Annotated in this window: 8 protein-coding genes; 3 read left to right on the top strand and 5 right to left on the bottom strand. The window is 66.6% G+C overall.

Translation table 11 applies throughout. From position 1 onward, the window contains the following. Positions 1–37: 37 nt before the first annotated feature. The 3 genes from METRZ18153_RS20485 to ytfE form a co-directional block, all read right to left on the bottom strand. Positions 38–3,469 carry a calcium-binding protein gene (locus METRZ18153_RS20485; RefSeq protein ID WP_232415966.1) on the bottom strand — a complete coding sequence of 1,144 codons (3,432 nt, stop codon included), beginning with the start codon at positions 3,467–3,469 and terminating at the stop codon, positions 38–40. Between the two features lie 319 nt (positions 3,470–3,788). Beyond that, the gene (locus METRZ18153_RS0104725; protein WP_020163640.1) at positions 3,789–6,074 is read right to left on the bottom strand and encodes a nitric-oxide reductase large subunit; all 2,286 of its coding nucleotides are present in this window, start codon (positions 6,072–6,074) and stop codon (positions 3,789–3,791) included. Further along, positions 6,067–6,699, bottom strand: a complete 633-nt coding sequence (gene ytfE, locus METRZ18153_RS0104720) for an iron-sulfur cluster repair protein YtfE (protein WP_020163639.1) — start codon at positions 6,697–6,699, stop codon at positions 6,067–6,069. The genes METRZ18153_RS0104725 and ytfE overlap by 8 nt, the downstream gene beginning before the upstream one ends. A 225-nt stretch (positions 6,700–6,924) precedes the next feature. On the opposite strand from ytfE, the gene norR reads away from it, so the two are divergent. The 3 genes from norR (at position 6,925) to METRZ18153_RS0104705 (ending at position 12,657) form a co-directional block, all read left to right on the top strand. Continuing rightward, a complete protein-coding gene (gene norR, locus METRZ18153_RS0104715) occupies positions 6,925–8,451 on the top strand; it encodes a nitric oxide reductase transcriptional regulator NorR (protein ID WP_020163638.1) in 1,527 nt (508 codons plus the stop codon). Positions 8,452–8,618: 167 nt separating this feature from the next. Continuing rightward, positions 8,619–12,005 carry a transglutaminase family protein gene (locus tag METRZ18153_RS0104710; protein ID WP_020163637.1) on the top strand — a complete coding sequence of 1,129 codons (3,387 nt, stop codon included), beginning with the start codon at positions 8,619–8,621 and terminating at the stop codon, positions 12,003–12,005. A 292-nt stretch (positions 12,006–12,297) separates the two neighbouring features. Next, complete coding sequence (locus tag METRZ18153_RS0104705) at positions 12,298–12,657, top strand: YbaN family protein (RefSeq protein WP_020163636.1); 360 nt, start codon at positions 12,298–12,300, stop codon at positions 12,655–12,657. A 12-nt stretch (positions 12,658–12,669) separates the two neighbouring features. Here METRZ18153_RS0104705 and METRZ18153_RS0104700 read toward each other — a convergent pair whose 3' ends face one another. Further along, positions 12,670–13,758, bottom strand: a complete 1,089-nt coding sequence (locus tag METRZ18153_RS0104700; protein WP_020163635.1) for an alkene reductase — start codon at positions 13,756–13,758, stop codon at positions 12,670–12,672. Positions 13,759–13,823: 65 nt separating this feature from the next. Continuing rightward, on the bottom strand, positions 13,824–14,831 hold the full coding sequence (locus METRZ18153_RS0104695; RefSeq protein ID WP_020163634.1) for a zinc-binding alcohol dehydrogenase family protein: 1,008 nt from the start codon (positions 14,829–14,831) through the stop codon (positions 13,824–13,826). Positions 14,832–14,901: the final 70 nt, after the last annotated feature.

Genomic DNA, 14,901 nt, shown 5'->3' with positions numbered 1-14,901 from the left:
CGGCAGTTCACCGTTCAGTAAAGCGGGCGCCTTCCGATCAGGACGCCAGCACCTCGAAATGATCGGCCGACAACAAGGGTTTGCCCGTGAACTGCGCGATCTGGACCGCGTCGCCTGCGCCGTTACCATCCGCGTCGTAGTACAGCGCGCCAGCAGCAGTGTCGTAGATCAGCCGCACATCGGCGTCGGCCGCTGCGCTGCCACTACCCACCTGCAGAAGTTCGGAGGGCAGAGCAACCGGCGTGTCGTCGAAACCGGCGCCGAGCGCGTCAAACACCGTTGCGTCGAACACGATGCGGTCGTCGATCAAGCTGAAATCAGCAATCGTCTGCAGCGTGCCCGGAACAGGTGCGGCATCGAAATAGAACACGTCCTCGCCGGTTCCACCGGTGAGCGTATTCAATCCATCTCCGCCGGACAGCCAGTCGTTGCCGGCACCACCCAGCAACGCATCGTTTCCCGCACCACCCAGCAGCACGTCATCTCCAAGGCCGCCAGAGAGCATGTTGTTGCCGCTGTTGCCGGTGATCACGTTCGCCAGCGCGTTGCCCGTGCCGTTCAGGTGCGCCGTCCCCGTCAGCACAAGGTTCTCGACGTTCGCCCCCAGTGCGTAGCTGAGCGCACTGCGCACCGTGTCCGTCCCCGCGTTCAGCCCTTCGCTCACCACGTCGCGCACGTTGTCGACGACGTAGGTGTCGTCACCCGCTCCGCCCGACATGCTGTCGATGCCTTCTCCTCCGTCCAGCAGGTCGGCGCCCTCTCCTCCCACCAGCACGTCGTTGCCGCCCAGACCGTACAGTTCGTTGTCCAACCCGTTGCCCGTCAGCACGTTGCCCAGCTCGTTGCCCGTGCCCTCCAGCGCACCGCCTTCCAGCGTCAGGTTCTCAACGTTCGCCGTCAGCGTGTAGTCCACCGACGCGCGCACCAGATCAACGCCCGAGCCCTTTACCGCCGTCTCGATCACCACGTCGCCCGCGTCGTCCACAACGTAGGTGTCGTTGCCCAGACCGCCCGTCATCTCGTCCGCGCCCGCCCCTCCATCGATCACGTTCGCCGAACCGTTCCCCGTCAGCGCGTTCGCCTCGGCGTTGCCCACCAGATTGAACAGCCCCGCTCCCAGCACCTCAAGGTTCTCGACGTTCGCGTATGTCGTCTGCAGCGACAGCGTCACTGCCGCCTTGGCCTTGTGCCCGTACAGCACACGCACCGTGTCCGTGCCTTCGCCCGGGTTCTCCGTCACCACGTCGCCCGCCTGGTCGACGATGTACAGGTCGTCTCCCTCGCCTCCGATCAGCGTGTCCGCACCCGCTCCGCCATTGAGTTCGTCATCGCCTTCCAGACCGCGCAGCACGTTCGCCTGCGCATTGCCCGTCAGCACGTTGTCCGCACCGCTGCCGCTCAGGTTGATCAGCCCGGCACCCGCCAGCGTCGCGTTCTCGACGAAGGCGTAGTCCGCGCCCAGGTCCAGTTCCAGCGCAACCCCGCTGGCGTTGGCCAGCGTGAAGCGCACGCTGTCCGTGCCTTCGCCGTCCGCTTCCGTGATCGTGTCGCCGATGTTGTCGACCACGTACTGGTCGTCGCCCTCTCCGCCAACCAGCGTGTCCGCTCCAACACCGCCGTCCAGGATGTTGTTGCCGCTGTTGCCGGTGATCACGTTCGCCAGCGCGTTGCCCGTGCCGTTCAGGTGCGCCGTCCCCGTCAGCACAAGGTTCTCGACGTTCGCCCCCAGTGCGTAGCTGAGCGCACTGCGCACCGTGTCCGTCCCCGCGTTCAGCCCTTCGCTCACCACGTCGCGCACGTTGTCGACGACGTAGGTGTCGTCACCCGCTCCGCCCGACATGCTGTCGATGCCTTCTCCTCCGTCCAGCAGGTCGGCGCCCTCTCCTCCCACCAGCACGTCGTTGCCGCCCAGACCGTACAGTTCGTTGTCCAACCCGTTGCCCGTCAGCACGTTGCCCAGTGCGTTGCCCGTGCCGCTCACCGCACTGCCCGTCAGTTCGAGATTCTCGACGTTCGCCCCCAGCACGTAGTTCAACGACGCGCGGACCGTGTCCGTGCCTGCGTTCAGCGCCTCCACCACCAGGTCATCCGCGTCATCCACGACGTAAGTGTCGTTGCCCAGACCGCCCGTCATCTCGTCCGCGCCCGCCCCTCCGTCGATCACGTTTGCCGAACCGTTACCCTTCAGCGCGTTCGCCTCGGCGTTGCCCACCAGATTGAACAGCCCCGCCCCCAGCACCTCAAGGTTCTCGACGTTGTCATGAAGCGTCACCGTGATGGCAGCACGCCCCGGATTCGCGTAGCCGATCCGGACCGTATCGTTGCCCTCGTCCGCAAGCTCGGTGACGATTTCGTCGGCGCGGTCGATCACGTAAATGTCGTCACCATCACCACCGATCAGCGTATCGAGGCCGCCGCCGCCGATCAGTGTGTCGTTGCCGCCGAGGCCGGTCAGTACGTTGGCCTGTGCATTTCCGGTGAGCGTGTTGCTGAGTTGATTTCCAGCGCCATCGATTGCCGTGCCGATAAGCGTGAGGTTCTCGACGTTGTCGTCCAGCGTGTGGCTGACCGAGGCCAGCACCAGATCGGTCCCCTCGTCGACGGCCTCGACGACGACATCGCCGGCGTTGTCGACGTAATAGACGTCGTCGCCCTCACCACCATCCATGACGTCAGCGCCCGCCCCACCGTTGATGAGGTCATTGCCGGCATAACCGTAGAGCGTGTCGTTTCCCGTGCCGCCGCTGATGCTGTCAGCACCGTTCAGCATGTGGCTGAAGAACGTGGCCGTATCGGCGGGAAGAAAGCCGAACGGGCGTCCCGAATCGATATCCATCTCGACGTAGCGCGACAGTCCGGTCATCGACATCAGGGTCTGCGCTGCGCCAGAACCGGCGCCGTCCGCATCGCGGCCATAGGAGAACGAGGTCACCGTGCCCCGGATCACTCCGTAGTCATCCTCCACAAAGCTGCCACCGTAGCTGACGGTCGTCGTGGCCACGCCCGAAACATCGCGCAGCGTGTAGGTCAGCGAGCTGTACCGTGCGGCGCCGGTCGTCATCGAAATACTTCCGACATACGCGATCGACTGCTCCGAGTTCCCGATCACCGCACTGGTCACGGACCCGCTGACATCGCCGTACACGTTTCCGCGCACGTTACCGCTCATCCTGATGTAGAACCCGTCGTACTCCGAATAAGTGATGCGATTGATGGAGAACGAATTCCCGGTCATTCCGCTGCCATTGATGATCATCTGCGCGGAGGTCGGGTAATAGGTGTTTATGACGATCCTGGACGACGACACCGAATCCACATACCCATAGCTGATCGCCATGAATATCGTATCGATCATGCCCTCGAGGTCGCTCGAGAACGCATCGAGCTTAGTCGCCGCCCGCCCCACGAATCCGCCTAGCGTGTCAGTGAGGAAGGAGAGGCTGTTGTCCTGAGCGGTGATATTGGCCACGAGATGGTCCTGTGCAGTCGGATATTCAGATTGGGAGCTCTGGAGTATAACCACACAACATTTCCGTACCCTGAAGACACAGTTTTTTTCACACTCCGCTCGGCCTGATTCCGCTCGAACAGCCACACGGAAGTCCCATGCCGCGCAAAGACAGAGGATCAACGGTACCGAACGGATATCCGCCAGCAAGGGGGCAGAATCGCCCCTGCAAACGGGTACAGGCCAGCCGGCCCGTCAAAAAAAGGGCGCCGGCCTCGCGGCGCGGCGCCCCAACCTTGTCGATGCGTGACGACAAGGAGGGAGGACGGTTGCGCTCAGTTCATCGGCGGGCGCCAGCCAGCGCGGCAGTCCGAGCCGGCGCGTGGCCGGAGCGCCCGAACACGCCGCTCACCACCTGCCAGGCCAGCGCCAGAGCGCCGACGATGAACACCACGTCGCCGAAGGTGCGCACCCAGCGCAGCGTTTCCAGCAGCGGCTGCTGCATGAATGCCTCGCTGCGTGCGTACCACAGCCCCTGACTGACGCTGGCGTGGAACTGGATCAGGCCGATCGGCAGCAGGCTGGTGGCGATCATCAGTACCAGCCCGACGTTGAGCCCCCAGAAGCCGGTCTTCATCAGACGCTCGCCGAACTCCAGCTGCGGCCGGACATAGCGCAGTACCAGCAGCGTGAAGCCGAGGGCGAGGAAGCCATAGACACCGAACAGGGCGGCATGCGCATGCACCGGCGTCGTGTTCAGACCCTGCACGTAGTAGAGCGAGATCGGCGGGTTGATCATGAAGCCGAATACGCCGGCGCCGAGCATGTTCCAGAACGCGACTGCGACGAAGCACATGAGCGGCCACTTCAGCCTGGCCATCCACGGCGCACGGTCCTTCAGGCGCCAGTTCTCCCACGCCTCGTGGCCGAGCACGACCAGCGGCACCACCTCGAGTGCGCTGAATGAGGCGCCGACTGCCATCACCGGCGTGGTCGTGCCGGCGAAGTACAGATGGTGGAAGGTGCCGGGCACGCCGCCCAGCATGAACAGCGAGGCCGAGGCCAAGCTGGCCGCCGTCGCCATGCGGCCGGACACCAGGCCGAGCGTCGAAAAGATGAAGGCCAGCGCGGTGGTCGCGAACACCTCGAAGAAGCCTTCGACCCAAAGGTGCACGACCCACCAGCGCCAGTACTCCATCACCGACAGGTGGGTGCGCTCGCCGTAGGCGAAGCCGGCGCCGTAGAACAGGCCGATCGCCACCACCGACGCGGTCAGCAGCGCCAGCAGGTTCTTGTCGCCGCCAGGCGTGCGCAGCGCCGGTACCATGCCGCGCAGCATCAGCACCAGCCACAGCGCGACGCCGACGAACTTGCCGATCTGCCAGACGCGGCCGAGGTCGACGTACTCGTAGCCCTGGTGGCCGAGCCAGAAGTTCAGCTCCGGCGGCATGATCTGCGCGATTGCCAGATAGTTGCCGACGAAGGAGCCGACCACCACCACGACCAGCGCCCAGAACAGCACATCGACACCCAGCTTCTGGTATTTCGGATCGCGCCCGCCGTGGATCAGCGGCGCCAGGAACAGCCCCGCGGCGAGGAAGCCGGTGGCGATCCAGAACAGCGCGCTCTGGATGTGCCAGGTACGCACCAGCGAATACGGGAACCACTGCGATACGTCGATTCCGTAGAAGGTCTGGCCCTCGACCGTGTAGTGCGCGGTGAAGCCGCCCAGCATGACCTGGAACACGAACAGCGCCACCACCAGGAAGAGATATTTGCCGAGCGCGCGCTGCGACGGCGTCAGCGCGACGCGCGTCAGCGGGTCCTGCGCCGGCGCGGCCGGGTCGCTCTCGTCCTGCTTGCGCAGGAAGGACCAGCCCCAGATCAGGAAGCCGACGCCGGCCATCATCACCACCACGCTGACGATGGACCACACGACGTTCTCCGCCGTCGGCGCATTGCCGATCAGCGGTTCGTGCGGCCAGTTGTTGGTGTAGGTGGCGCTGGTGCCGGGCCGCTCTGTCGCGGCCACCCAGGCAGTCCAGAAGAAGAAGCCGGCAAGCTGCGCGCGCCGCTGCGGATCGGGCAGCGTGTTCTCCTTCATCGCGTAGCTTTCGCGCGAGCCCTGCAGCGCCGGCGCGTCGCCGAACAGCTCGGCGTAGTAGGCAGCGGTGTGCTCGATCGCCTTCGCGCGCAGCGTCGATACGGTGGCGATGCCGCTGGCTGCGTCGTAGGTGTTGCGACGGTACTCGCGCTTCAGACGCGCGGCGAGCAGCGCCTGGGTGTCGGCGTCGAGTTCGGCATACGGCTTGCCGTGAGCGTCCTGCGCGGCCAGATCCAGCCAGGCCAGCAGTTCGCGGTGCAGCCAGTCCGCGGTCCAGTCCGGCGCCTGGTAGGCGCCATGACCCCAGATAGAGCCGAGCTGCATGCCGCCGACCGACTGCCAGGCGGTCTGCCCGTCGAGGATGCCGTCGTGCGTATACAGAACGCGGCCGTCGTCGCTGACGATCTGCTGCGGTATCGGCGGCGCGCTGCGATACACCTCGACGCCGTAGTACCCGAGCAGCGAGAAGGTGACGATGAGCACGCCGATCAGCGTGAACCACAGCCTGCGATAGTTACCCATGAGCGGTCTCCGCCTCGGCCGGTGCCGGATTCAGCCCCTCGAACAGGATGTTGTTCTCGAGGTGGATGTGTTCCATCAGGTCTTCGCGCAGCGCGGCCAGGCCGACGTAGAGCGCGCGCCAGGTATTGCAGGCGCCGCGCGGCAGCGTGATGTCATTGGTCAGCGCCTCCAGCCGCTGCAGCGCTTCGCCGTGCTGGTCGTGCTCGTTGCGCATCACCGTGACCGGCCCCTGCAGTGCCATCGCGTGTCCGCGGGCGAGCATCGGGAACAGCACCTGCTCCTCCTTCTGCATATGGCTTTCCAGTTCCTGCTGCATCACGGTCAGGTGGTCGGCCAGACCGACCGGGCAATCCGGGCGATCGCCGTGAACCTGCTCGACCCGGCGCGCGAGGCGGATCAGTTCCGGCAGCTGTTCGCGATGACGGTCATGGAAGCGGAACAGGATGTGTTCGATCAGCGTTGCCGCCGGTACCGTGCGCCAGTCGCGTTCCTCGCGCGTGGCCAGCGACGCAAGGGTGCGCAGGCGATCGACGATGGGCTGCACGTCGATGCCGCGCTCGGCGGCCGCTTCCTGCAAGCTGTGCTTGCCGCCGCAGCAGAAATCGAGCTTGTGTTCGTGGAACACCTGGGTGGCACCGGGGTGGCACCGGGAATGCTGCGCGCGAGAGCGCCGAGGGACTGTTCGATCAGGTTCATGGCAAGAGCCTCGTGTGGAAGAAGACACTCCCACTTCGCAAGCTCCGGGCCATGTATTTCAGTCGAATTAAATCAACAGGCTACGAAAATTAAGGTACTTTGGACCCTCGCACAAAAAGGTATTAATCACCTTTAAAGGGTTATTTGAACCATGATGGAATCCCTGCTGCTTGCCGACCTGGTGTCGGAACTGCCGCCCGCGGTGCGGCTGCAGCGCCTGGTGTCCAGCCTGCGCGCCCACTTCGACTGCGGCGCTGTCGCGCTGCTGAAACTGGAAGAGGACGGGCTGCGCCCGCTCGCGGTCGACGGTCTGGTGCGCGAAACACTGGGCCGGCGCTTCGTCGTCGGTCAGCACCCGCGACTGGCCACCATCCTGTCGCGCCGCGACATCACCAGCTTCGATCACGACAGCACGCTGCCCGACCCGTACGACGGCCTGCTCGACACCCGCGTCGGCGAGCCACTGCCGGTACACGACTGCATGGGCACCAGCCTGCACGTCGAGGGCCAGACCTGGGGCGCGCTGACGCTGGACGCGCTGCAGACAGGCACCTTCACCGAGGCGGCGCGCGACGATCTGCGTCGCTTCACCTTGCTGGTCGAGGCGGCGGTGCGCGTGACCCGGCTGGAACAGGACCTGCACGCGCTGCGCCTGTCGCGTGGCGGCGAGCCGGCAGGCGCGCGCGCCACTGCGGACGAGACTGAAATCATCGGCCACAGCGACGTGATCCAGCGCCTGCTGCACGAACTGAAGGTGGTGGCCGAGTCCGAGCTGCCGGTGCTGCTGCTCGGCGAAACCGGCGTCGGCAAGGAACTGTTCGCCCGTCATCTGCACCGCCATTCGCGCCGCGCCGCGCAGCCGCTGGTGCATGTGAACTGCGCCGCGCTGCCGGAATCGCTGGCCGAGAGCGAACTGTTCGGCCATGTGAAAGGCGCCTTCTCCGGCGCCACCACCGACCGGCCGGGCCGCTTCGAGGCGGCCGACGGTGGCACGCTGTTCCTCGACGAGGTCGGCGAACTGCCGCTGACCGTTCAGGCCAAGCTGCTGCGTGCGCTGCAGAACGGTGAAATCCAGCGCTTGGGCGCCGACCAGCCGCGACGCGTCGACGTACGCGTGATCGCGGCAACCAACCGCACGCTGCGCGACAGCGTGCGCGAGGGCGCCTTCCGCGCCGACCTCTATCACCGGCTTTCGGTGTATCCGGTACCGATACCGCCGCTGCGCGAGCGCGGCAGCGACGTGCTGCTGCTGGCCGGTCGCTTCCTCGAACTGAACCGCGCCCGGCTCGGCCTGCGCAGCCTGCGCCTGTCGCCCGAGGCGGAAGACGCGCTCTGTCGCTATCCGTGGCCGGGCAATGTGCGCGAGCTGGAACACGTGATCAGCCGTGCCGCGTTGAAGGTGGTGAGCCGTGGTGCTGCGCGCACCGACATCGTGTCGCTGCCGGCCGAACTGCTCGACCTGGACGGCCCGGCGCTGCTCGGCGTCACGGCACCCCGGCCCACCGACGAAGCGATACCTGCCACCCTGATGCCACTGCGCGACGCGGTCGACGCGACGCAGCGCCGGCTGGTGCGGGCGGCGCTCGACGCCTGCGGCGGCAACTGGGCCGACGCCGCGCGTCGGCTGGACGTCGACCCGAGCAATCTGCACAAGCTCGCTCGCCGGCTCGGCCTCAAATGACGATGACGGACTTTCCGGACATGCACAGCGCCGGTGCGCGCACACGCCAGCCGCCCCACGCACGGAAGGACACTGAAACAAAGCTGCATGAAAATCATGCACTTGGCTTGCGCACACTAATTGCTTGAAGCCACCAACCCCTTTCCAGTACGCAACCGGAGTCTTCCGTGTCCATCCACGTCGCGCTGAACCACGTCACCCACTACCGCTACGACCGTCCGGTCATGCTGAGCCCGCAGGTGGTCAGATTGCGTCCGGCGCCGCACGCGCGCACGCCCATCCTGTCCTACTCGCTGAAGGCGACGCCGGGCGAGCACTTCATCAACTGGCAGCAGGACCCGCAGTCGAACTATCTCGCGCGCATCGTGTTCCCGGAGCGCACGCGCGAACTGCGCATCGAAATCGACCTGGTGGCCGAGATGTCGGTCATCAACCCCTTCGATTTCTTCCTCGAACCGGAAGCAGAGAAGATTCCTTTCGGCTACAGCGAAGAACAGACGCACGAACTGACGCCGTATCTGGTGAAACTGCCGCTCGGCCGCGACAACGCGCCGAAGTTCTCGCGCTGGGTCGATAACGCCCGCGCGCTGTGCAACGGCGGGCGCGCCAGCGTGGACTTCCTGGTCGCGCTGAACCAGCAGATGCAGAACGACATCCGCTACCTCATCCGCATGGAACCTGGCGTGCAGACGCCGGAGGAAACCCTGCAGAAGGCCAGCGGTTCCTGCCGCGACTCGGCGTGGGCGCTGGTGCAGGTGCTGCGCCACATCGGTCTGGCCGCGCGCTTCGTGTCCGGCTACCTGATACAGCTGACGCCGGACGTCAAATCGCTGGATGGCCCGAGCGGCCCCGAAGCCGACTTCACTGACCTGCACGCCTGGTGCGAGGTCTACCTGCCGGGCGCCGGCTGGATCGGGCTGGACCCGACCTCCGGCCTGTTCGCCGGCGAAGGCCACATTCCGCTCGCCTGCTCGCCCGAGCCGTCGTCGGCGGCGCCGGTCAGCGGCTTCAGCGAGAAGTGCGAGTCGGAATTCGAGCACCACATGAAGGTCGAGCGCGTGTGGGAAGCGCCGCGCGTGACCAAGCCCTACAGCGACGCGCAGTGGTCGCGCATCGAAACGCTGGGCCACCGCATCGACGCCGATCTCAAGCTGCATGACGTGCGCCTGACCATGGGCGGCGAACCGACCTTCGTGTCGGTGGACGACCGCGACGGCGCTGAATGGAACACCACCGCCGACTCACCACCGGACCGCCCGACCAAGCGCCTGCTCGGCGCCGAACTGCTGGCCAAACTGAAGGCGCGCTACGCGCCGGGCGGCCTGCTGCACTACGGTCAGGGCAAGTGGTATCCGGGCGAACAGCTGCCGCGCTGGTCGCTCACCTGCTTCTGGCGCCGCGACGGCGAACCGGTCTGGACCGACCCCGGCCTGTTCGCCGATGAATCAGTCGATTACGCATTGACCGAAGGTGACGCTGCGCGCTTCCTGAACATGCTCGCAAGCCGTCTCGGCATCGAGAGCAAGCACGCCTTCCCGGCGTTTGAAGACGTCTGGTACTACCTGTGGCGCGAACGCAAACTGCCGGTGAACGTCGATCCTTTCGACGCCCGGCTGGACGATCCGCTCGAACGCGAACGCATGCGCCGTGTGTTCGAGCAGGGGCTGGACAGCGTGGTCGGCCACGTATTGCCGCTGGCGCGCACGCCGGCCGGAGACGGCTGGCAGAGCGGCCCCTGGTTCCTGCGCAGCGAACGCTGCTACCTGGTGCCCGGCGATTCGCCGCTCGGTTACCGGCTGCCACTCGACTCCCAACCCTGGGCCAAGGAAACCGACTACCCCTGGGTGCATGTGGCGGATCCGTCCGCGCCGCAGACCGCGCTGCCGCAGTGGCGCGACATCGCCTGGCGCATGCAGACACCGCTCGCCAGCCTGACCGGCGACCGTGCGCAACGGCTGGGCTACGCCCTCCCGGACAGCGGCAGCCCGGTCGCACCCGTCACGGACCGCCGCCCCGGTGATTTCGAATCGGCGGCCTGGATCACCCGCACCGCCCTGTGCGCGCAGGTGCGCCACGGCGTCATGTACCTGTTCATGCCACCGCTGGCCGCGCTGGAGGACTATCTCGAACTGGTGACGGCCATCGAAGCGACGGCCGCCGACTGCGGTCATCCGGTCGTGCTCGAAGGTTACGAGCCGCCGCGCGACGCCCGCCTCGAAGTGCTGCGCATCACGCCCGACCCGGGTGTGCTGGAAGTGAACATCCAGCCCTATCACTCGTGGGACGACATGTTGGCCGGCACCACCTTCCTGTACGAGGCGGCGCACGAAACCCGGCTGGGCACCGAGAAGTTCATGATCGACGGCCGCCACAGCGGCACCGGTGGCGGCAATCACTTCGTGCTTGGCGGCGCCACGGTGTCCGACTCGCCCTTCCTGCGCCGGCCCGACCTGCTGCGCAGCCTGATCAGCTACTGGCACAACCATCCGTCGCTGTCCTACCTGTTCTCCGGCCTGTTCATCGGCCCGACCAGTCAGGCGCCGCGCATCGACGAAGCGCGCAACGATGCGGTGTACGAAATCGAGATCGCCTTCGCCGAAATCGAACGCCGCACGCGCGACATGGGCTACACGCCGCCGTGGCTGATCGACCGCATCCTGCGCAATCTGCTGGTCGACTCGACCGGCAACACGCACCGCACCGAGTTCTGCATCGACAAGCTGTTCTCGCCCGACGGCCCGACCGGGCGCCTCGGCCTGCTGGAGATGCGCGCCTTCGAAATGCCGCCGCACGCGCGCATGAGCCTGACCCAGCAGCTGCTGCTGCGCGCGCTGATCGCCCGCTTCTGGCAGCAGCCCTACCAGCCGGCGCGCCTGAAGCGCTGGGGCACCGAACTGCACGACCGCTACATGCTGCCGCACTTCGTCTGGGACGATCTGCGCGACGTGGTCGACGAGCTGCGCAGCTTCGGCTACACGATGGAGCTGGACTGGTTCGCCCCGCACTTCGAGTTCCGTTTCCCGAAGATGGGTGCATTCGCCGCGCGCAACGTGCAGGTCGAACTGCGCAGCGCGCTCGAACCGTGGCACGTGATGGGAGAAGAGGGTGCGCCGGGCGGCACCGTGCGCTATGTCGACTCCTCGGTCGAACGGTTGCAGGTAAAGGTGCAGGGACTGGTGGATGACCGCCACGTGCTGGCGGTCAATGGCCGGCGCATTCCGCTGCAGCCCACCGGTCGCGTCGGCGAATTCGTCGCCGGCGTGCGCTACCGCGCCTGGCAGCCGGCCGCCTGTCTGCACCCGACCATCGCGCCGCACAGTCCGCTGGTGTTCGATCTGGTGGACGACTGGATGAAGCGCTCGATGGGCGGCTGCCAGTACCACGTGGCCCACCCGGGCGGCCGTAATTTCGAAACCTTCCCGGTCAATTCCTATGAAGCGGAAGGCCGCCGGCTGGCGCGCTTCTTCGCAATGGGCCACACGCCGGGCCAGGTGTCGGCCCCGCCCGAGGAGCGCAATCCGAACTTCCCGTTTACGCTCGATCTCAGGCGTTGAAGGGAAGCGTCCGCGTTGCGGCCTCGTGACTTTTCACGGGACGGTTCTCGCCCGCATGGCATGGGTTCCGGGGAAGCGAGCTTGCTCGCGATTGCGGCGTGGATCCCGCGCCCTGTCCCCATCTCGCGCTGCGCGCCACCCTTTCCCGCTGATGCGGGAGAGGGAAAGCCTCGCGAGCATCCCGCCCGAACCACCTGAAGGACTGACTTGCCGCCTGCGTCGCGCGCCGGCCTGCGGCACAATGCGGCTTTCGCATCACGCCCTGCCCGTCTTGATCCACTGGACCCGTCAGATGCTGTGGCGGCTGCTCGCCGCAGTGTCGGTACTGTTGGGCGTCATCGGCGCCTTCCTGCCCGTACTGCCGACCGTGCCCTTCCTGCTGCTCGCCGCCTGGGCCGCCGGCCGTGGCTGGCCGGCGCTGGAGGCGAAGCTGCTCGCCCATCCGAAGTACGGACCGCACATCACCCACTGGCGCGAGCACGGCGCGGTGCCGCGCCGCGCCAAGTGGCTGGCCAGCGTGATGATGCTGTTCAGCGCCACCACGCTGTGGTTCAGCCCGGTGCCGCCCTGGGTGCGCGGCAGCGTGTGGCTCATTCTCGTCGTCGTCGCCAGCTGGCTGTGGACGCGACCCGAGCCGGCCGGCGACGAGTGACCTGAAACGACGTCAGTCGAGTGCCGGGTAGTCGATGTAGCCCTCGGCGCCACCGCCGTACATCAGCTCGGCACGCAGCGCATTGAGCGGCGCGTTCTCGCGCAGCCGGCGTACCAGGTCCGGATTCGCGATGAAGGGCTTGCCGAAGGCGATCGCGTCGGCCGCACCGGCGCCCATCTTCGCTTCCGCGCTCGCGCGATCGAAGCCGTTGTTCACGATCCAGCCGCCGCCGAAAGCCTTCTTCAGCGCGTCGTAGTCGAAGGGCTGCGCCAGATCCGCCGGTTCGCGCGGGCCACCGGTCTCACCCTCGATCATGTGCACAAAAGCGAGCCCGAGCGGCGCCAGCGTCTCGACCAGACGGCCGTACAGCGCCTGCGGATTGCTGTCGCGCGCCGTGTCGCTGAAGGTGGTGATCGGCGACAGACGGATGCCGGTGCGCGCCGCACCGATTTCCGCTGCCACCGCCTGCATCACTTCGACGACCAGACGGATGCGGTTGTCGATGGAACCACCATAGGGGCCGCTGCGGTCATTCACGCTGTCGCGCATGAACTGGTCCAGCAGATAGTTGTTGGCGGCGTGCACCTCGACGCCGTCGAAACCGGCGTCGATCGCGTTGCGCGCGGCGCGGCGGTAATCGTCAACGATGCCCGGCAGTTCGTCGTCGCGCAGCGCACGGGGTTCGGACACCGGCACGAAGCCTTCCTTCGTATAGGTCTGCGCGTTGGGCCGACGCGCGGTCGAGGACACCGGCGCCGCGCCGCCCGGCAGCAGCGAGGTATGCGAAATGCGTCCGACGTGCCACAGCTGCAGCACGATGCGACCGCCGGCGGCATGCACCGCGTCAGTCACCTTGCGCCAGCCGGCGACCTGCTCGGCCGAGTGGATGCCCGGGGTGTCGAGATAGCCCTGCGCCATCGGCGAAATCTGCGTTGCCTCGGCGATGATGAGGCCGGCGCTCGCGCGCTGGCGGTAGTACTCGACCGTCAGCGGCCCCGGCACGTTACCGGCCTGGGCGCGGTTGCGCGTCAGCGGTGCCATGACGATGCGGTTGGCGAGGGCGATGTCGCCCAGTCGGGTCGGTTCGAACAGCGTTGTCATTCGGTTCTCCGTCTATGGATGGTGTTGGGGTCGCCGCCCACGCAGCGCCCCGGAAGGAAACAGGTTCAGAAACCCTGCAGCACGATCTTTCCGCGCGCACGGCCGCTTTCCAGCAGTGCGTGCGCGCGGCGCAGATTGGCGGCATTGATGACGCCGAAATGCTCGCCCAGCGTGCTGCGCAGCCGGCCGGCATCGATCATGTCGGCCACCTCGTCGAGCAGACGGCCCTGCTCGGCCATGTCGTCGGTCTGGTAGAGCGAACGGGTGAACATCAGTTCCCAGTGCAGCGACAGGCTCTTGCGCTTCAGCGCAAGCACGTCGAGCGGATGCGCCGGGTCGTCGATCAGGCCCAGACGGCCCTGCGGCGCCAGCGCCTCGACGATCTGCGGGTAGTGGTGATCAGTGTGGGTCAGGCTGGCCGCGTGCGTGACCGAAGCGATGCCGGCGTCGCGCAGCGCTTCGGCGAGCGGACGGCGGTGATCGATCACGTGGTGCGCACCGAGCTGCGTCACCCAGTCGGCGGTCTCGCTGCGCGACGCCGTGGCGATCACCGTCGTGCGGGTCAGCGCCCGGGCAAGCTGGATCATGATCGAGCCGACACCACCGGCAGCGCCGACGATGAGCAACCGGCCTTCAGCGTCACGCAGTTGCAGCCGGTCGAACAGCAGTTCCCACGCGGTGATCGCGGTCAGCGGCAATGCGGCCGCCTCGGCAAAACCGAGCGAGGATGGCATGCGGCCGACCAGGCGTTCATCCACCGCCTGGAACTCGGCGTTGCTGCCCTGTCGGGTCAGGTCACCGGCGTACCAGACGCGGTCCCCCGGGCGGAAGCGCGTCACCTGCTCGCCCACCGCCTCGACCACACCAGCGGCGTCCCAGCCCGGCACCCGCCAGCCACCGTCGGCCGGCGGCGCATGGAAACGGCGCACCTTGGTGTCGACCGGATTGACCGCCACCGCCTCGATGCGCACGAGCAGATCGCGGCCGCGGGCGTCGGGCCGGGCGAGCTCGACATCCATCAGGCAGTCCTCACGCTCGACCGGCAGATTTTCTCTGAATGCAACGGCTTTCATGCTGCAACTCCTGTCCAGTTTGTCGAGGCATGCTACAGACTGGCAGATCGATTGATAATCCAGCCCGCAC

The sequence above is a fragment of the Methyloversatilis discipulorum genome, assembly GCF_000385375.1.
GTDB lineage: Bacteria > Pseudomonadota > Gammaproteobacteria > Burkholderiales > Rhodocyclaceae > Methyloversatilis > Methyloversatilis discipulorum_A.
The sequence above is the reverse complement of the archived record's forward strand: the minus strand, read 5'-3'. Positions and strand labels throughout refer to the sequence as shown.

What these genes read in the sequence shown, in the direction of transcription:
- METRZ18153_RS0104725 (WP_020163640.1), bottom strand. Translation starts at nt 6,074, where the DNA reads ATGGGTAACTATCGCAGGCTGTGGTTCACGCTGATCGGCGTGCTCATC.
- norR (WP_020163638.1), top strand. Translation starts at nt 6,925, where the DNA reads ATGGAATCCCTGCTGCTTGCCGACCTGGTGTCGGAACTGCCGCCCGCG.
- METRZ18153_RS0104705 (WP_020163636.1), top strand. Translation starts at nt 12,298, where the DNA reads ATGCTGTGGCGGCTGCTCGCCGCAGTGTCGGTACTGTTGGGCGTCATC.
- METRZ18153_RS0104700 (WP_020163635.1), bottom strand. Translation starts at nt 13,758, where the DNA reads ATGACAACGCTGTTCGAACCGACCCGACTGGGCGACATCGCCCTCGCC.
- METRZ18153_RS0104695 (WP_020163634.1), bottom strand. Translation starts at nt 14,831, where the DNA reads ATGAAAGCCGTTGCATTCAGAGAAAATCTGCCGGTCGAGCGTGAGGAC.